The organism is Pelosinus sp. UFO1 (assembly GCF_000725345.1).
In the GTDB taxonomy this organism is placed as follows: domain Bacteria; phylum Bacillota; class Negativicutes; order DSM-13327; family DSM-13327; genus Pelosinus.
Window position 1 is genome coordinate 435336 of record NZ_CP008852.1, and the last position, 18024, is coordinate 453359.

The window sequence follows — 18024 nt, forward strand, 5'->3', positions numbered from 1 at the left end:
AGAAGAAGACTTAGGCATTTGCCGACGTCTGGGGACTTGGCAGATGCCAAGTCCTTCTTGTTATTAACTAGAAAAATAAATGGAGGAATGATCGTGTACAAGTGGAAGGTTGTTGTTACAGCAGTTACATTTGCAAAAGCTGACCCTGAGCCTTTAAATCGTTTAAAAGCTATAGGCTGTGAAGTTATCACCAACTCTTACGGTAGACCTTTGACGGAAGGTGAAATGATAAATATTGCTCAGGACGCAGATGCTTTAATTGTAGGTAATGATAAAGTGACGAGTGCAATGATTCGATCCTGTCCGAAATTAAAGGTAATTGCTAAACATGGTGTGGGTGTAGATGCTATCGACAGTAAGACGGCGACCGAATGTGGTGTAGTAGTGACAAATGCTCCAGGGGTAAATAGCCATGAGGTAGCTGATTTGGCTTTCGGATTACTCCACATGTTATCACGTGGATTATATATCGCAAATAAAGCAACGAAAGAGGGGAATTGGCTAAAGCCGATGGGAGTAGGTCTTTGGGGAAAAACGATTGGTATTATCGGTGTTGGGAAAATAGGTTTAGCTGCGGCTTATCGTGCAACAGGATATAATATGAAGATTTTAGGTTTCGACTGTGTGGAGCGATTGGAAGCAAAGAAAATAGGAATTAAATATGTTGGACTTGAGGAATTATTACAACAATCCGACTTTATCAGTCTTCATCTACCGTTAACTAAAAAAACAAGAAATATTCTTGATCAGCGCCATTTAGGTTTACTTAAACCTGGAGCTATTCTTATTAATACAGCCCGTAGTCAGCTGGTAGAGTACGAAACGTTGCATAAAGCATTACTTGATGGCCGTATCCGTGGATATGGTGTAGATGTATATGATTTTGAGCCTCCCCAGCTACATCCTATATTTAGTTTAGAAAATGTTATATTGTCTCCCCACTTAGGTGGAACTTGCTATGAGTCAAATATTCGCATGGGAAATACCGCCGTAAATAATGTAATTGCAGTATTAGAAACTCGTACCCCTCCTAATAGAATCAATGAGGTTAATCTATGTTAAATTAAGAGGATGAAGCTACCTGAGGTTGTGGTCGATTTATTAGTACGCTGAATAGTAGATTATTAGTTTCTGCGGTACAAAACTGGCATCTTACTGTAGGATGTCAGTTTTTTTGTGTAATGAGAAGGAGTTTCGAGAGATTTCGAGAATCGAGAAGAATTAAAGTAAAAACTTCCATGATAGATTTTAGAAGAAAGGACGATTTATGATAAAAACAGTTAATTGGAATTTTATCCAAGGGATGTGGCAGATTACTAAGGGCTATTGGATATCAGGGGAAAAATGGCGAGCTAGATTGTTGCTCGGTATCATTGTTGGCCTCAATCTAGGGCATGTTTATGTATTCGTATTGTTAAATGAATGGAATAATACATTTTATAACACCTTACAAAATCATGATAAACCAGGCTTTGTTAGTGCTCTAGGTACCTTTTCTATACTAGCAACTTGTCATATTGTTTTGGCTGTTTATGAACTCTACATGCAGCAGCTCCTGGAAATTAAATGGCGTCGTTGGCTGACCCAAGAATACTTGCAAAAATGGCTGCAAAAAAGGTCTTATTATCGTATGCAATTAACGGATAATAGTACAGATAATCCTGACCAACGAATTAGTGAGGATTTAAAGCTATTTGTTAATTTAACATTACGGCTTTCACTAGGATTGTTAAAAGCGACAGTTACTTTACTATCTTTTATTGCAATATTATGGAACCTATCAGGCCCTTTTTCTATACCTTTAGGGGGAAATGATGTATCTATCCCCGGATATATGGTTTGGGTTGCTGTTATTTATGCTACAGTGGGCACATGGCTAACAGCGAAGATTGGGAATCCTTTAGTAGGCCTTACTTATAGCCAACAGCGTTATGAGGCTGACTTTCGTTTTAGTCTAATGCGTCTTAGAGAGAATAGTGAGAGTATTGCTCTTTATGGTGGTGAAAAGCAAGAACAAGATAATTTATCAAAGCGTTTTCACATGGTAGTGAATAACTTTAGAGATTTAATGCTGCGGCAAAAGAAACTAACTTGGTTTACTTCTGGTTATTCTCAAATTGCTATTATCTTTCCTCTTGTTGTTGCAGCTCCGCGTTATTTTAGTAATCAAATACAATTGGGAGGGCTAATGCAGATTTCATCAGCCTTTGGTCGCGTGCAGGATGCATTATCCTTTTTTGTGGAGAGTTATTCCTTATTCGCTGAATGGCAAGCAGTCATTAATCGTCTAAACGGTTTTAGCAATAGTATAAACAAAGTACATTATATTTCTGAAAAAGAAAAGATTAAAGTAACTCATGGTGAACATTTACCTTTTCAGGTTTCTCAATTACATATTAATTTGCCTAATGGCGAAAGATTACTTAAAAAATTAGACTTGACGATTAATAAAGGTGATTCTCTTTTAATTATGGGGCCATCTGGATGTGGGAAAAGTACTCTAATGCGAACATTGGCCGGTATTTGGCCATTTGGAGAAGGTAATATTACCATTCCAACAGAGAAGAAACTTTTATTTTTATCCCAGAAATCCTATTTGCCTCTTGGTACCCTACGGCAATCCTTATTATATCCTTACAACAATTCAGGATTTACCACTGATGAAAATATTCGTAAGGTCATGGCACTTTGTAAATTGAATGATCTTGCCGATAAATTAGATAAAGTTGAGGATTGGTCTCATATTCTTTCCTTAGGAGAACAACAAAAGATCGCTTTTGTCAGAGCGATACTCCATCAACCCAATTGGTTGTTTTTAGATGAGGCAACATCCGCAATTGATGAAGCTACAGAAAAAGAATTATACAAACTCTTACAAACCCATCTCAAAGATGCAGCTATTATTAGTGTTGGTCATCGAAGTACGTTGACAAACTATCATGCAAAAAAACTAGTGATAGACAACATAGGTAACTGGCGGCTAGATTCATAAAAAGAATTTATGCTACTTATAGTAAGCCAAACTCTGGAGGAATTAGTATGCAAGTACGAAAATTAGCATTTACAGCTTTATTTATAGCCATAGGTGTTTTCTCAGCTCATTTGGTGTATATACCAATCGGTATTGCAAAGTGTTTTCCTGTACAGCATGCTATCAATGTGCTGTTAGCAGTGTTGATGGGGACAAGGTATTCCGTTAGTGCCGCCTTTAGTATTTCGCTCTTACGCAACATTCTTGGTACAGGCTCTTTGTTGGCTTTTCCGGGTAGTATGCTGGGGGCAGCCCTTGCAGGTATTTTGTATAAGAAGACGAATCATATTTTAGGAGCCATCGTTGGTGAGATTATTGGTACTGGAATTATAGGAAGCCTTGTAGCTTATCCTGTAGCAAAATATATACTTGGCTCTCAAGTAGGGGCATTCTTCTTCGTTCTTCCCTTCTTAGTTAGCACAACTGGTGGTAGTCTGATTGCTTATTTTCTATATCATACGCCGATGAAATCATTTTTTCACGAGAAAATAGGATAAATATCGACGATTTATAACTAAAACTCCTGCAAAGTGAATTGGCTTTGCAGGAGTTTTTGATTAGCGAAAAGAAGGAACTGATACGGAATGAAAGCCTTCTAAAAGACTAGGAAATGATCTTAAAAATAGTAAATTGTAAAAGTAGGGGGAAGATTTTGGATATAAAAAATCTAGAATGTTTTATCGAAGTTGCCCGTTACAAAAGCTTTAGTAAGGCTGCTGAAATGATGTATATTTCACAGCCGTCCATCAGTAGAATGATTAAGGAGTTAGAAACACAATTTGGCGTAATGTTATGCTACCGAGATACAAAGTCCGTTAGATTAACGGATGCTGGCGAAATTATTCTTAGACAAGCACAACAAATTGTATCATCATTTCAAAGTATAACTGCCCAATTAGGGGATTTGAAGAAAATGCAAACTGGGAAAATACATATTGGAATACCTCAAATTACTGCGATTACAAGTTTTTCAAATTTGCTTAGTGCATTTAAGAATGAATACCCTAACATTTCTATTCATCTATATGAAGTTGGTCCGAAAAAAGTAGAAGCAGCAATTCAAGAGGGATCATTAGATATTGGAATATTCACGCCTTCTGAGGATGACGACCTTTATGAAAAAATTTGGTTTGAACAAGATCCGCTTGAAGTAATTATGCACCCCACCAGTAGGTTGGCTCAATATAAGGTAATTGATTACAAGATGCTTATTGATGAAGAGTTTGTTTTATATAGCAACGATTATAAGCTGCATGATATGATAATAGATGAATGCAAACATGCTGGTTTTAAGCCTAAGATCGTTCTAGAAACTTCACAACGGGATTGGATGACGCAGATGGTAGCAGGAAACCTCGGTATCGCAATGCTGCCCAGCAAAATATGTAAAAGCTTTGATAATAAGGTTATTATACATCGCCCTCTTGAAGAGCCAAAATTATATTTGCGCCTGGCTCTAGTATGGAGAAAGGAGCGATATCTTTCTTACGCAGCCCTTGAATTTCTATCCTTTGTTAAAAACCAGCTGGCTAAGTCTGAATAAAAATAGAGAAGTTGCAAAACCAAGCTTTCTAGCTTGGTTTATTTATTATCTAAATACACTAGATCCATAATAAGTATTTCACTAATTCTCTTATGATTATTAAAATAATCATATAACAGTGCTTTATTGAGATGTGTATTGCGCTTACATCAAAGGAGATTGATATTATATGAATGTGTCGGTCAAGCAGTTAAATAGAAAAATAATTGAGAATCAAAATTTGCAGGTTGATGATGAGGTTACCAACGATTTGAATAAAAGTGAATTGAAAAAAGAAACAAAGAAAAAACGAGTTCCTGATATAACTAGGCAAAAGTGGTTTTGGGATAACGCGGTACTATCCTAATCCGATAAGAGGGGAATACTTTTATTTCAATTGGTATAAATTAGTTACGATAAATGAATAAAGCACAAAAATGGCGTGAAAAATTGAGATGCACCTACAGGTGAGTTGGCAGGGACTATTGATAAACATATTGAATTAAATAAGATAAGAGTGTATTGGGTGCTGCATATAAAGAAAGCCTGTAAATTTCCTAATTCAATAGAATGTCATTTGAAATCAATTGACAGCTGCTTTATTTCATATTTTTCGTGAAATAAATTTAAGTATTTGTAGTGCACAATCAGATCATCCTTTACAACAGTAATAGTACGTAATATATAATAGGAGATGGTTTAATAATGAAAATTGATATTGCATTTTTACCGAAAGACATTGGTGAGGTAAATCTTTCTGAGACTATTTGTATCGTATTAGATATATTTCGTGCAACTACATCGATTGTTACTTCTATGGCAAACGGCTGCAAAGAAATGATCCCCGTTTTATCTGTAGAGGATGCTAGCCTGGCAGCTATTAAAATGGAATCTGCCTTGTTTGCTGGGGAGAGGCAGTCTATCAAAATTGAAGGATATGATTTTGGTAATTCTCCCTTTGAATTTTCTAAGGATAAGGTAGAGGGTCAAAGTATCGTTATGACTACCACGAATGGAACGATTGCCATTAAGGCAACAGAAGGGGCACATCGTACATTGATTGGCTCTTGTCTAAATGCTACGGCTGTTTGTGGGCAGGCTAAAATTTATGGAAAAGATATTTTAATTGTATGTGCTGGAACAGATGGTCTTTTTTCGCTAGAAGATTCACTTTGTGCAGGATTATTGGTTCAGTTATTAACTGCAGAAGGTAATGCGTTACTAACAGATTCTGCTCGCGCAGCCTTGCTGATGTATATTCAGGCTAAAGATAAGCTAGTTGAGACTGCTGTTCATAGTAGAAATGGTAAACGGCTAGAAGATTTAAACCGTATGGATGATGTAGAATATTGTTTTCAGATAGATGCACAACATATCGTACCAGAGTATCGACAGGGTAAAATTATCTTAGAGAAATAAAGTGCAAGATAGTTACTATTACTATCAATGGCAATGGTGATCAGCAGAACCGTCCTGCCGATTTAAGGAAAGAGAACCATTAAAGGTGCATTCACCTTTAATGGTTCTCTTTTTCATAAGGCTCTTATTAGTAACTTCTAAGCAGCAGTCTGCGTTGCTGATATCGGGCAAGGATGGAAAGGGCATAATTAAAGACAAAGTAGGTGAGCGCTATGGCTATGAATATCGCAAAAACCTGCGCTGTTGTCCCGTACTTACCCATTATAATCATGCCTTTGCCTGTTAAGTCCTCAATACCTACGGCCCATACAAGAGAAGTATCTTTGATTACAGTTGTAAACTGGGATACTAATGGCGGTATGGTGTTTCTAAAGGCCTGGGGCAAAACAATATATAGTAAGGTTTGACTGTAGGTAAATCCCTGTGATTTTGCGGCTTCCCATTGACCTTTTCCGATAGAATTTAAACCACCCCGGACAATTTCAGCAATCATGGCTGTTGTAAAAACAGTCATAGCCACAATGCCTGCATAAATGGGAGGTAGGTTAGTCATGAACCGGACTGCTAAAATAAATAGCAGCAATGGTGTATTTCTCACCGTTTCAATATAAATAGAAGCGGCAGTACTAAACGGAGCTATATTAGAATGGCGAGCAATCCCAAGAATAGTACCCAAAATCATGCTCAAAACAATGGAACTGATCGCAATGTAAAGAGTCGTTAATAGGCCGGCTCCGAGAAAAGTAAGTAAATCATATTGAAATAATTCTTGAATCATTAGGACACCTCCAGTTTGCGTTCCATACGTTTGGCATAGGTTGCTAATGGAAAGCATAAAGAGATATAAAGTAAGCCCGTTACCACATAGGAAGGACCATAATAAAGATTGTTGCTTGACCAGGAATCAGCATGGTACATGAGTTCACCACCTGCAACCATGGCAAGTACGGAGGTATTTTTGATTAAATTGACAGCTTGATTGGTTAGTGGCGGATAAGAAATACGTTTAGCTTGGGGTAAAATAATATGGACCATTGCTCCCCAATAGCTAAATCCTTGGGAATAGGCAGCTTCCAGCTGTCCTCTTGGTACAGATTCTACACCTGCTCGAATCACTTCTGCAATATAAGCACCATGATAAACGCCAACTCCCAATACACCAACAACGAAAACGGGTAACATGATTCCTAAGTGTGGTAAACCATGATATAAAAAGAATATTTGAATAACCAAAGGAGTATTTTGGGTGAACTCTACGTAAATCCGATTAATGGTTCGTAATATTTTTACATGAGACGTTCCTAAAATACCAAAAAAGATACCTAAGCCTAAAGCCAACGACAAGCCTAATGCTGATAGAAGGATGGTCTGTATAAAGCCTTCAGCAAAAACAGACCAATCACTTAATAGTGCCAACCATTTAAATCCAGCGAAGGGGCCAGGCACTATTTAAGGCCCCACTTGTTCATCATTGTAGTCAACTCACCAGATTTTTTCATGTCGTTGATGGTATCGTTCACTAATTTAGCTAAGCCTTCATTGGTTTTCTTGCTTGCGACCCCATACTCTTGCGGAGTGAAACGATCGGCTAAGATAACAGTAGAATCATCTAGATAACCAAATAAAATAGCTCCATCTACACTAAAACATTGGATACGGCCGGAATCAAGAGCGGTTTTAATTTCTGGATAGGTGCCAAACTCTAAGAAGTTAACTTTGATTCCTGCTTTGTCAGCAGCTTCTTGGATGGCTTTTTTACTAGTGGCACTTTGGGCTACACCAATAGTTTTATTAGCTAAGCCTTTTAAATCCGTAATTCCTGCGTCTTTTTTCACCATTAAGGCAACACCGTCAGTGAAATAAGGGTCGGAGAAATTATAGCTCTGTTTACGTTCTTCTGTAATGGTAAAGGTTGCAATGACTAAGTCCACTTCGCCATTGTCAAGGAGTGGACCCCGGGTTTTTGCAGTTACACCTTGGGCTTCAAACTTAGTTTCATCACCAAGAATTTTTTTGGCTAAGACCTTTGTTAAGTCAATTTCGAAACCTTCGATTTGGCCAGTTTTAGGATCTTTAAAACCGAACTTTGGTACATCGACTTTTACACCGACTTTTAGCGTACCGCGATCTTTAATGGCTTTAATATCAGGAGATACACCTGTACTTGCAGTAGAAGGTTTTGCTTCGTTGCTGCCGCAGCCAGCTAGTACTAGAGTCATAAGCATCATCAAACTTACCAAAAAGATAGTAAACTTTTTCATTATAAATACCCTCCATTTTTATCTTAAATATAACTATCGAATAATACGGCTTAAAAATAATTTTGTACGGTCATGTTCTGGGTTGGTGAAAAAATGCTCTGGAGATCCTTTTTCTAGGATTTGGCCACCGTCCATAAAAATAACTTGATCTGCTACTTGTTTAGCAAAACCCATCTCATGAGTTACGACTACCATCGTGATACCTTCCTTGGCAAGATCAATCATAACATCTAATACCTCTTGAATCATTTCGGGATCAAGCGCCGAGGTTGGTTCATCAAAAAGCATAATATTAGGCTTCATGTTTAGAGCTCTAGCAATGGCTACCCGTTGTTGCTGACCACCAGAAAGTTGAGCAGGATAAACATCTGCTTTTTCTTTAAGCCCTACTCTGTCTAAAAAGGCTAAACCTGATTCGCTAGCCTCGTCACGGGAGACTTTTTTTATTAAGGTTGGCGCCAATGTTAAGTTTTCCAGGACAGTCTTATGAGGATATAGGTTGAATTGCTGAAAGACCATGGCAACTGATTCTCTAACCTTCGTTACAGGCGCTTTAGGAGCCGTAATATCAACGCCATCAATCAATATTTGACCTGCACTTGGTGTTTCTAGTAGATTCATGCACCGAATTAAGGTGCTTTTTCCTGAACCGCTGGGGCCAATGACGACGACCTTTTCGCCGCTACCTACAGTAAGGTTAATATCTTTTAATACATGTAATGAGCCAAAGTGTTTATTGAGTCCTTGTACTTTTATCATGAAATTCCCCCTTCCTCAAAAAAAGCAAAGCCGTGCACCCATAGTTTAACTATGATTGCACGGCGTCATTGCCAATGAAGTATATGTAATTTGTGTTTACAGTATAACACTAAAAATAGAAGTTGTCATTAGTTAAATGTAAGAAATGTTTTTTGTGAATGGAAAATATTTCGACGTGGGTGTAGTGTAAATACAAGGTGAAGAGTGAGCGGGTACAATGTAAAAATATCCTAGTTAGAAGGGGAGAGTGGCAGGGTATTTTATCTTGTTCGCGGAATGTAACAGTAAGGAATTTATCCGATGACTAAACCGCTCTAAGACTCCCATCTTCATCTCGTTAACAGCCTGTAATATCCTGCCCTCTGGTTAGGATAACAGTCTGTAAAACTCGAAGTAAGTTCGCTCTAAGGATTTTCGAATCCAAGGCTCACTTATATAAGTGGGAGTTAAGAGCGGCTAAGTCCCTGGATAAGTGCGACTAAGATTCAGATGGAGTTAAAACTCCATCTGAATCAAGTCTTCTTTATATACAAATATGGTGTTTAAGTAATACCTAAATTTATAAGCTGGAGGTATATCTATGTCGATTCATCCATTGGCAGGTAAAAAGGCTCCTAAAAATATGTTGGTTAATATTCCACGTCTGATTAGCGCCTACTATGTTAATAAACCCGATGTTAACGAGCCTTCGCAAAAGGTTGCTTTCGGGACGTCTGGCCATAGAGGAAATTCGCTAAAATCTAGTTTTAATGAAGATCACATTTATGCTATTACCCAAGCCCTTTGCTGCTATCGTACAGAACAAGGAATAACGGGGCCTTTATTTATTGGTTTTGATACCCATGCTTTGTCTGAGCCTGCCTTCATGTCAGCAGTAGAAGTACTTGCTGCTAATGGTATAGAAACTTTCCTGGCTAAAGATATGAATTACACTCCGACACCAGGTATTTCTCATGCTATCTTGCAATACAATAAAGGAAGAAAAGCCAATCTGGCTGATGGAATTGTTATTACCCCATCTCATAATCCGCCGGATAATGGGGGCATTAAATATAATCCACCTAATGGCGGTCCCGCCGATACACACATTACCAAATGGATTGCTGATAAAGCCAATGAATTTTTAAAAAATGACAATCAAGAGATTAAACGTATGCCTTATGAAAAAGCACTGAAAGCCGATAACATCCATGAGTATGATTTCATCACACCCTATGTGAATGATTTGAAGAATATTATTGATATGGACGCAATTAGGGCTGCTGGTCTAAAATTGGGAGCTGATGCACTTGGTGGTGCAGGTCTTGGTTATTGGATGCCTATAGCAGAAACTTATGGTATTGGGATTGATCTAATCAATGGTGATCCTGATCCTACTTTTAGTTTTATGAATGTAGATGGTGATGGTAAAATTCGTATGGATTGTTCTTCACCGTACGCTATGGCAGGACTTATTGAACTACGAGGCAAATATGATCTTGCCTTTGGCAATGACCCAGATTTTGATCGTCATGGCATTGTAACTCCTAGTGTCGGCTTAATGAATCCTAATCATTATCTTTCCGTAGCCATATCTTATCTATTTCAAGATCGTAAAGGATGGCGCGCTGATGCAGCTATCGGTAAAACGTTAGTTAGCTCTTCCATGATTGATCGTATTGCCATGAACTTGGGAAAAAAACTTGCTGAAGTTCCAGTAGGTTTTAAGTGGTTTGTTGATGGATTGGTAGATGGTTCCTTTGGCTTCGGCGGTGAAGAAAGCGCAGGTGCATCCTTTTTGAGAAAAGATGGAAGCGTTTGGACGACGGATAAGGATGGAATCATTCTATGTTTATTGGCCGCAGAAATTACAGCCAAAACAGGACGAGACCCTGGCGAACACTATCAGGATTTAACTGATAAGTTTGGTGCACCAGTCTATGAACGTATCGATGCTATTGCCAATGGGAAACAAAAAGCAGTGTTATCTAAACTTTCACCCGAACAGGTGACGGCAGATACTCTTGCAGGGGAAAAAATTACTGCCAAGCTTACCAAAGCACCTAGTAATCAGGCAGATATAGGCGGATTAAAGGTTTGCACTGCCAATGGTTGGTTTGCCGCTAGACCTTCTGGTACGGAAGATGTCTACAAGATATATGCAGAGAGCTTTAACGGTGCTGATCATCTTAAACAAATTCAAAAAGAAGCTAAGGAAATAGTCGATAAAGCTTTTAAAACCAGTGGAGTGTAATTTTGGGCCCACTTCATAAAGGAAAATAGTGTAAGGGGAATAAAATAGTGCAAAAAAAGAAAATTTACCAGAGTTTCTTGCTAGTTTGTTTCGTTGCTGTATTATTAGTAGGGTTTTCATCAGTACTTTTCCAAAATCAACCTGTGGCTACTGCCTCAGGAGCTGACCATATTACTCTCACCTGGGCAGGTGATCCGAGGACGACGCAGACAATTACCTGGAGGACAGAAGTTACGACAGCAGCAGGGCAGGTGCAGTATGCTGAAGTAACCGAAAGTAAGCTACTGCCCAATGCTGCTAAAATAGCAATTGCAGAAGTAGAACAATTGTTTACTAATATGGGAAGTATGAGTATTCATTCTGCGACACTGACTGGTCTTAAGCCTAATACTCGCTATAAGTATCAGGTAGGTGATGGAAGCTTATGGAGTGAACCTCGCACCTTCCTTACTGCTCCATCAAAGGTTTCAGGGTTCAAGTTTTTGGTCTTTGGTGATTCCCAAAGTATTAACTATAACACTTGGCGTGCAACAGTGCAGCAGGCATATCAGGCTAATCCAGATGCAGCATTTTTCACCAACGTGGGCGATCTAGTCGATGTTGGTCAAGATTATGCCCAGTGGAATGCTTGGTTTGATGGCTCCAAGGGAGTTATTGATACTATTTCTGCTATGCCCTTAACGGGCAATCATGAGAACTATACACCAGAAAGAAAATTTTCGATGCCTATATTCTTTACTGCTCAGTTTAAGGTGCCAATGAATGGTCCGGAAAATTTGAAACGGCAAGTTTATTCTTTTGACTATGGGGATGTGCATTTTATTATGCTAGATAGCCAAGCAGGAGAAGAGGCCAGTTTTGTGCCTTCTATGTTAGAAATGCAGAAAACCTGGTTAGAAAAAGATTTGGAAAATACAACAAAGAAATGGAAAGTCGTCTTTTCCCATCGACCGCTGTACAATAATAAGTCAGGGGGAGAGGGGGAGAACGTTCGACGGGCCTTTGTGCCCATACTTGATAAATATCAGGTAGATGTGGTATTTACTGGACACGACCATGTGTATGCCCGTACTTATCCTTTGAAAAATGATGGCTTAGTAGATAAACTAACTAAAGGAACGGTTTATGTGGCTACAGGACGAAGTGGTAGTAAGACATATAACGATACAATCCATAAGGAATGGAATGAATTTTTCTATAATCCAGTAGATGAACCAAACTATATTACGGTAGAAGTGCAAGGTGATGTACTAGGAGTAAAAGCATATAAACAAAGCGGTGTGCAGATTGATGCCTGGACGATTGATAAAAAAGCAACGGGATCTAAGTAATCTAGAATATTATATATATGAACCACGATTCACCTTTCAGGGGATCGCGGTTCTATTTTTTTGCGGAATTAGAAAGTATACATTCTTGATATTAATAATATGTAGCGCTTTGTAGAAAAAACAATAAAACACGAAGAGCGCGAAGAGACACAAAGAACACGAAGGGATATATATTTATTTCGTGTCCTTCATATTCTTCATGTCTTCGTGTTTAAAATGTTTTTAATTAATATGCACAAGGCGTGTTAACGTTTTTTATTATGTTAGAAAGTAAATGATTTTGTTAAAAAGGTGAGAAAAATGATGAACCACAGAGGCACAGAGAACGCTGAGGGGATTTTATAACTCTATCTATTTTCTCTGTGTCCTCTGCTTCTCTGTGGTTCAAATCCTTTACGCCCTCCGTATCCAATGTTTTCTTTGTGATCTTTGTGTCTTTGTGGTTCAAAAAGGACGCGTAGCGTTTTTCTTATAAATTTGAGCAATATAGTAAAAGAAGAGGGCATGCAATTCGCTTATTCCTGGCAGGATATGCAGGAGGAATCGGATAATAGTAAAGGTATCATAAATAGCAGTAATTTGTCCCTAGGGGCGTTAGACAGGGAGGATTAGCATGGAAGCATACGAAAAAATTCATCAGTTACACCATCTCATTGAAACTGGGACGGTGGCTGATTTGCCAGGACCTTATAAAGTGGGAGTGGATCTTGGTACGGCAGACGTAGTGCTGGTTGTTACAGATAGCCAGGGAAATCCAGTGGCGGGAAGTTTACGTTGGGCATCTGTCGTTAAGGATGGTTTGGTGGTTGATTTTAGGGGAGCTACAATGATTGTAGAAGAATTAAAGGCGGAAGTAGAAAAACGAATGGATATTACTCTTGATAAAGGAGCTACTGCCATTCCGCCAGGTACTGTAGGCAGGAATGCACAAGCCTGTGGACACGTGATTTCTGGAGCAGGCTTAGAACCAGTCTGTCAGGTTGATGAACCAGTAGCAGCGGCCAAAGCATTGAATATTACCCATGGCATCGTAGTAGATATTGGAGGAGGTACTACAGGAATTGCTGTATTAAAGAATGGAGATTTAGTTTTTACCGCTGATGAAGCAACAGGAGGAACTCATATAGCTTTAGTGATAGCAGGAGCGTATAAAATAAGCTTTGAAGAGGCAGAAGTACTTAAAAAAGACACAAGTCAACATCGACGCATTATGCCAGTGGTGTTGCCTGTCATCGAGAAAATGGCGACGATTGTAAAAAAGATGCTGGTAGGCTATGAAGAATACAACAATTACCCAGTGTATGTAGTAGGTGGTACTGCTTATTTAAGCGGTTTTGGTGAAGAATTTAGCAAAGCCTTTGGCCGAGAGGTACATGTTCCTCCCCACCCTTTATTGGTTACGCCTCTTGGGATTGCTATGTTTGGCTAATATATTGTGCTGCGTAGAAGGGTCCTATACTATTTCACTTAGAAATTGAAATAGTAAGGGCCCTTTACTTATTTACATAAAACTCAGCAAGAAAGTACCACTAAAACGTTAGAAAAATCCAAGGGAATGGAGGATTATTATGTCGAATTTTAAAATAAACTGAATATTAAATAAACTATGGAGGGGTTATCTATGGAAAAGAAGATAAATGATGAACATGGAAAGTCTATAGAGGATCTGAAAACTGTTAAATTAGAAGATATAATTGATATAGCCTTTCTGCAAAATTTTCAGGATAACTTTGCAGAATCCGTAGGGGTAGCAAGCATTACAGTAGATATTACAGGTAAGCCAGTCACCAATCCTAGCAATTTTACAACTTTTTGTATGAAACATACAAGGGGCTCTGAATTAGGTCTTAAGGGCTGTATGGGTTGTGATAGCAAAGGTGGTGAAGAATCAGCGCGGACGGGTAAACCAGCTATTTATGATTGTCATGCTGGCTTAGTGGATTTTGCGGCTCCCATCATGTTAGAAGGCAGGCAAATAGGCTCTATATTGGGAGGCCAGGTATTGACATCAACTCCCGAAGAAGGTAAATACCGTCAGATAGCGGAGGAAATTGGTGTTAATCCTGATGAATATATTGATTCTCTGAGGGAAATTAAGCAAATACCAAGAAAGAGTGTTGAAGCTGCTGCAAATGTTTTATATTTGGTAGCTAATACTTTGTCTAAGATGTGGTACCAGCAGAGTAAGCTAAAGAATATGGCTGGTTCTATTAATGATAGCGTGATTCAGATATCGGCAACAATGGAAGAATTAGCAGCTTCTGCTAATGATGTTAGTCATAATCAAAGCACCTTAAATCATGAAATTAATAATGTTAACGTGGTATCAGGCAAAATTAATGAGGTTATGGATTTTATCAAAGAAATTGCTGATGAGACTCGCTTACTGGGATTAAATGCGGCAATTGAAGCTGCTAGGGCGGGAGAGGCAGGACTTGGTTTTGGTGTAGTGGCCCAAGAAATCCGCAAGCTGTCAGGGGATTCAAAACAAACGGTAGGAAAAATTAAAGAGTTTACGACGATTATTCAACAGTCTGTAGATAAGACCGTTGCTATGGGGAATGCTACAAGCCTAACCGTAGAGCAGCAGGCAGCCGCGATAGAAGAGGTAACGGCAAGTATTGAAGAAGTAACTAGTATGGCAGAAGATTTATATAACTTAGCAAATGATATGTAAGAAGAGTGGTTCGGATTAAGTGACTGGGAGATGATAGAATGGCACGTGTGCAAATGGTTGTTTTTGAAATTAATGGTACAGAATTCGGCATAGAAGCAGCGGCAGTGAATGGTATTATTAGAACAAACAAAGTAAACATCCAGGTTGTCCCAGGCACGTTAAGTGATATAGAAGGTATGATAAGTTGGAGAGATAAAGTACGGTATGTTTTTAATTTGCGTAGAAAACTAAAATTAGAACATAAGGTAATATGTGATGATAGTAAAATTATCATGGTTCACGCCAATGAACTAATGGTAGGGTGTTTGGTAGATGAGGTTACTGACATTGTATTGTTTAATTCCGAGGAGATAGAACCTGCGCCATCTTTTATGCAAACAGGGAAGGGGAATTACATAACAGGGATTGGTAAAGTTGAGGAGCGTTTAGTTGTCATATTAGATGTGGATAGACTCTTGACGGGTGTAGAAATGGATGAATTAACCATGAAAAATTTGCAGCAATATGTTAAGGGAAAATAATGATTTTAAAAGAGCAAAGCCATGATAGCGAATTGTAAGCTATCATGGCTTTATCTTTACTCTTTAATATTTTTATCTTGCTTTAGTGCGCCTGGACCATCTTGAGCCACGGCTACTTCTGCGTCACCGAATGTCTTCATATCATTTAACACGTGGAGTGAAGCTTTAAGTACGGACATGCCTAATGCCGCACCAGTTCCCTCTCCTAAGGACATATTCAGATGCAGGTGAGCGGGAAGGTTAATGAGATCAAGTGCGAATTTATGTGCTGGTTCCGGGGAAACATGAGAACCAATTAAGTAATCTTTTACCTGAGGAGCTAATTTGACAGCAATAAGAGCTGCAGCACTAGTTACAAGACCATCTAAGATCAGAGCGGCTCCGCCAGCAGCCCCACCAAGTATAACGCCTACTAAGCCAGCAATTTCAAAACCGCCTAATTTACTTAACACATCGATTGGATCACTTAGGTCAGGGCGATTCATAGCGATCGCATTTTCTATTATCTTTATCTTCTTGTTGAACATTGTATCTGTTATGCCGATACCTCTTCCTGTTAGTGTGGACACAGGAATTTGACTATAAGTAGCAACGATCGCTGTACCTGAGGTAGTATTGGCAATACCCACTTCGCCTAATCCTATAGCGGTTACACCTTTTTTGATTTCCTCAACAGCTATTTTAATTCCAGCTTCAATGGCTTTAATAGCTTGCTCTCGTGACATGGCAGGACCCTGGTTTATATTACTTGTTCCATAGGTAATTTTCTCATTTCTTAGAGCAGGAATTGATGGTAAATCAGTGGCGACGCCCATGTCAATAAGAAGCAAATCAGCAGCAACATGTTCAGCAAAGGTATTAATAGCAGCACCGCCGCTTGCTATCTGATGGATCATTTTTACTGTAACCTCTTGAGGATAAGCACTGATATTTTCTGCCGCTACACCGTGATCAGCAGCTAAAACAAGAATACTTTTTTTAAGATCACGAGGCCTGGGGTTACGAGTAATACCTGCAAGTTGACGTGCTAAATGTTCAAGGGCATGTAGACTTCCAAGGGGTTTTGTTAAATTATCAAGACGCACTTGGCATTTATCCATAGCTGCAATATCCAAAGGTTTGATAGACGAAATTACTTCCTGAATCATAGTGTGCCCTCCTCTAATCAACCAGTTTGTTTGAAACATTAGCCGTTTCAAATGTGGTCATATTATTTAACATTTTTATGGAAACACCCAAAATATCAACAACGATGGATGCTCCAATGGCCTCACCCAAACGTATCCCCATATCAATACAAGCCTCTAACCCTAAGAGTTTTAATGCAATAATATGGGCGGGCTCGCCGGATAAATGGGAAGGTACAAGAAAACTTGTACTCATAGGTTCTATAGCGTGTGCGATAAGTGCTGCCGCCGTCGTATTCAAACCATCAATGACAACCATACAACGATTGGCAGCGGCGCCCAATATAACACCTGCCAAAAGGCCTGTTTCAAAACCACCAATTTTTGCTAACACGTCAAGTCCATCTTGTGGATTCGGTTGATTGATCTCTAGTGCTTGACGAACAATATTAATTTTAAAAGCAAGCCGGCTATCCGATATGCCAGTTCCTCGGCCTGTAGCTTGCTCGGGAGTGAGATTAGAAAAGGCTGTAACAATTGCTGCGCTAGAGGTAGTATTACTGATGCCCATTTCACCAAGACTGAAACATCGATAGCCTGCACGTACTCGATTCGTAACGATCTCAATTCCTGTTTCGATAGCCATGATGGCTTCTTCTCGGGTCATAGCTGGTCCTTTGGTAAAATCCTTTGTACCGAAAGCAATTTTGCGGTGCCATAGACCGGCAGTATCAGATAAATCTGCGGCGACCCCCACGTCAACCACGACCATATCGGCTCCAGAAAAGTTTGCTAAGGCATTTGCACTGGCACCCTTAGCCCCAACATAGTTTTTGGTCATTTGTGCAGTGGTTTCGATAGGGTAGGCACTAATTTGATTGATTGCTACTCCGTGGTCGGCGCAAGCTACAACCATACAAGTACGAGGTAATTCAGGTGATTCTTCTTTCCTTATACCTGCATATTGTTTTACTATTTCTTCCAAGCGGCCAAGACTACCCTCAGGTTTAATTAGGCTATCTAATCGTAATTGGACTTTTTCCATGATTTCTTTATCTAAAGGGGTAATTTGTGATAAGGTTTCCAATAATAAGCTCATAGTAACCTCCAGTGTATTTTATCAGAATCAATAAAGAAAAAAGG

At 39.0% G+C, this 18024-nt stretch carries 17 protein-coding genes; 11 read left to right on the forward strand and 6 right to left on the reverse strand.

The window, feature by feature from the left end:
• The first annotated feature begins 93 nt into the window (after positions 1-93).
• The 6 genes from UFO1_RS01820 to UFO1_RS01840 all read left to right on the forward strand — a co-directional run bounded on the left by UFO1_RS01820 (position 94) and on the right by UFO1_RS01840 (position 5972).
• Entirely contained in the window at positions 94-1062 is a 969-nt protein-coding gene (locus UFO1_RS01820) for a phosphoglycerate dehydrogenase (protein ID WP_038667176.1), read from the forward strand.
• 205 nt (positions 1063-1267) lie between these two features.
• Positions 1268-2992 (forward strand): ABC transporter ATP-binding protein/permease, encoded by a 1725-nt coding sequence (locus UFO1_RS01825; protein ID WP_038667178.1) that lies wholly within the window; start codon positions 1268-1270, stop codon positions 2990-2992.
• A gap of 47 nt (positions 2993-3039) precedes the next feature.
• Positions 3040-3528, forward strand: a complete 489-nt coding sequence (thiW, locus tag UFO1_RS01830; RefSeq protein WP_038667181.1) for an energy coupling factor transporter S component ThiW — start codon at positions 3040-3042, stop codon at positions 3526-3528.
• Between the two features lie 155 nt (positions 3529-3683).
• Positions 3684-4574: a LysR family transcriptional regulator gene (locus UFO1_RS01835; RefSeq protein WP_038667183.1), complete on the forward strand. Its 891-nt coding sequence runs from the start codon at positions 3684-3686 to the stop codon at positions 4572-4574.
• Positions 4575-4743: 169 nt separating this feature from the next.
• Complete coding sequence (locus tag UFO1_RS25105) at positions 4744-4920, forward strand: hypothetical protein (RefSeq protein WP_158442766.1); 177 nt, start codon at positions 4744-4746, stop codon at positions 4918-4920.
• 338 nt (positions 4921-5258) lie between these two features.
• The gene (locus tag UFO1_RS01840) at positions 5259-5972 is read left to right on the forward strand and encodes a 2-phosphosulfolactate phosphatase (RefSeq protein WP_038667186.1); all 714 of its coding nucleotides are present in this window, start codon (positions 5259-5261) and stop codon (positions 5970-5972) included.
• Between the two features lie 127 nt (positions 5973-6099).
• Here UFO1_RS01840 and UFO1_RS01845 read toward each other — a convergent pair whose 3' ends face one another.
• From UFO1_RS01845 to UFO1_RS01860, 4 genes are read right to left on the reverse strand one after another with little or no spacing between them, the layout of a single operon-like run.
• Entirely contained in the window at positions 6100-6750 is a 651-nt protein-coding gene (locus tag UFO1_RS01845) for an amino acid ABC transporter permease (RefSeq protein ID WP_038667189.1), read from the reverse strand.
• A complete protein-coding gene (locus UFO1_RS01850; RefSeq protein ID WP_038667192.1) occupies positions 6750-7418 on the reverse strand; it encodes an amino acid ABC transporter permease in 669 nt (222 codons plus the stop codon). Before UFO1_RS01850 ends, UFO1_RS01845 begins: the two co-directional genes overlap by 1 nt.
• A complete protein-coding gene (locus UFO1_RS01855; protein WP_038667195.1) occupies positions 7418-8233 on the reverse strand; it encodes a transporter substrate-binding domain-containing protein in 816 nt (271 codons plus the stop codon). Before UFO1_RS01855 ends, UFO1_RS01850 begins: the two co-directional genes overlap by 1 nt.
• Positions 8234-8266: 33 nt before the next feature.
• The gene (locus tag UFO1_RS01860) at positions 8267-8992 is read right to left on the reverse strand and encodes an amino acid ABC transporter ATP-binding protein (protein WP_038667199.1); all 726 of its coding nucleotides are present in this window, start codon (positions 8990-8992) and stop codon (positions 8267-8269) included.
• Positions 8993-9572: 580 nt separating this feature from the next.
• Between UFO1_RS01860 and pgm the strand changes: the two genes are divergently transcribed.
• The 5 genes from pgm to UFO1_RS01885 all read left to right on the forward strand — a co-directional run bounded on the left by pgm (position 9573) and on the right by UFO1_RS01885 (position 15754).
• Positions 9573-11225 carry a phosphoglucomutase (alpha-D-glucose-1,6-bisphosphate-dependent) gene (gene pgm, locus UFO1_RS01865; protein ID WP_038667201.1) on the forward strand — a complete coding sequence of 551 codons (1653 nt, stop codon included), beginning with the start codon at positions 9573-9575 and terminating at the stop codon, positions 11223-11225.
• A 47-nt stretch (positions 11226-11272) separates the two neighbouring features.
• Positions 11273-12556 carry a metallophosphoesterase family protein gene (locus tag UFO1_RS01870; protein ID WP_236639311.1) on the forward strand — a complete coding sequence of 428 codons (1284 nt, stop codon included), beginning with the start codon at positions 11273-11275 and terminating at the stop codon, positions 12554-12556.
• 613 nt (positions 12557-13169) lie between these two features.
• The gene (eutJ, locus tag UFO1_RS01875) at positions 13170-13985 is read left to right on the forward strand and encodes an ethanolamine utilization protein EutJ (protein ID WP_038667207.1); all 816 of its coding nucleotides are present in this window, start codon (positions 13170-13172) and stop codon (positions 13983-13985) included.
• Positions 13986-14177: 192 nt separating this feature from the next.
• Entirely contained in the window at positions 14178-15233 is a 1056-nt protein-coding gene (locus UFO1_RS01880) for a PocR ligand-binding domain-containing protein (RefSeq protein ID WP_038667210.1), read from the forward strand.
• Between the two features lie 38 nt (positions 15234-15271).
• Positions 15272-15754: a chemotaxis protein CheW gene (locus UFO1_RS01885; RefSeq protein ID WP_038667213.1), complete on the forward strand. Its 483-nt coding sequence runs from the start codon at positions 15272-15274 to the stop codon at positions 15752-15754.
• A gap of 56 nt (positions 15755-15810) precedes the next feature.
• Here the strand turns inward: UFO1_RS01885 and cobT (UFO1_RS01890) are convergent, their stop codons facing one another.
• The gene (cobT, locus tag UFO1_RS01890; RefSeq protein ID WP_038667215.1) at positions 15811-16902 is read right to left on the reverse strand and encodes a nicotinate-nucleotide--dimethylbenzimidazole phosphoribosyltransferase; all 1092 of its coding nucleotides are present in this window, start codon (positions 16900-16902) and stop codon (positions 15811-15813) included.
• Between the two features lie 13 nt (positions 16903-16915).
• Positions 16916-17980 carry a nicotinate-nucleotide--dimethylbenzimidazole phosphoribosyltransferase gene (gene cobT, locus UFO1_RS01895; RefSeq protein ID WP_038667218.1) on the reverse strand — a complete coding sequence of 355 codons (1065 nt, stop codon included), beginning with the start codon at positions 17978-17980 and terminating at the stop codon, positions 16916-16918.
• Positions 17981-18024 lie beyond the last annotated feature (44 nt).

What these genes read in the sequence shown, in the direction of transcription:
- UFO1_RS01825 (WP_038667178.1), top strand. Translation starts at nt 1,268, where the DNA reads ATGATAAAAACAGTTAATTGGAATTTTATCCAAGGGATGTGGCAGATT.
- thiW (WP_038667181.1), top strand. Translation starts at nt 3,040, where the DNA reads ATGCAAGTACGAAAATTAGCATTTACAGCTTTATTTATAGCCATAGGT.
- UFO1_RS25105 (WP_158442766.1), top strand. Translation starts at nt 4,744, where the DNA reads ATGAATGTGTCGGTCAAGCAGTTAAATAGAAAAATAATTGAGAATCAA.
- UFO1_RS01840 (WP_038667186.1), top strand. Translation starts at nt 5,259, where the DNA reads ATGAAAATTGATATTGCATTTTTACCGAAAGACATTGGTGAGGTAAAT.
- UFO1_RS01845 (WP_038667189.1), bottom strand. Translation starts at nt 6,750, where the DNA reads ATGATTCAAGAATTATTTCAATATGATTTACTTACTTTTCTCGGAGCC.
- UFO1_RS01855 (WP_038667195.1), bottom strand. Translation starts at nt 8,233, where the DNA reads ATGAAAAAGTTTACTATCTTTTTGGTAAGTTTGATGATGCTTATGACT.
- UFO1_RS01860 (WP_038667199.1), bottom strand. Translation starts at nt 8,992, where the DNA reads ATGATAAAAGTACAAGGACTCAATAAACACTTTGGCTCATTACATGTA.
- pgm (WP_038667201.1), top strand. Translation starts at nt 9,573, where the DNA reads ATGTCGATTCATCCATTGGCAGGTAAAAAGGCTCCTAAAAATATGTTG.
- eutJ (WP_038667207.1), top strand. Translation starts at nt 13,170, where the DNA reads ATGGAAGCATACGAAAAAATTCATCAGTTACACCATCTCATTGAAACT.
- UFO1_RS01880 (WP_038667210.1), top strand. Translation starts at nt 14,178, where the DNA reads ATGGAAAAGAAGATAAATGATGAACATGGAAAGTCTATAGAGGATCTG.
- UFO1_RS01885 (WP_038667213.1), top strand. Translation starts at nt 15,272, where the DNA reads ATGGCACGTGTGCAAATGGTTGTTTTTGAAATTAATGGTACAGAATTC.
- cobT (WP_038667215.1), bottom strand. Translation starts at nt 16,902, where the DNA reads ATGATTCAGGAAGTAATTTCGTCTATCAAACCTTTGGATATTGCAGCT.
- cobT (WP_038667218.1), bottom strand. Translation starts at nt 17,980, where the DNA reads ATGAGCTTATTATTGGAAACCTTATCACAAATTACCCCTTTAGATAAA.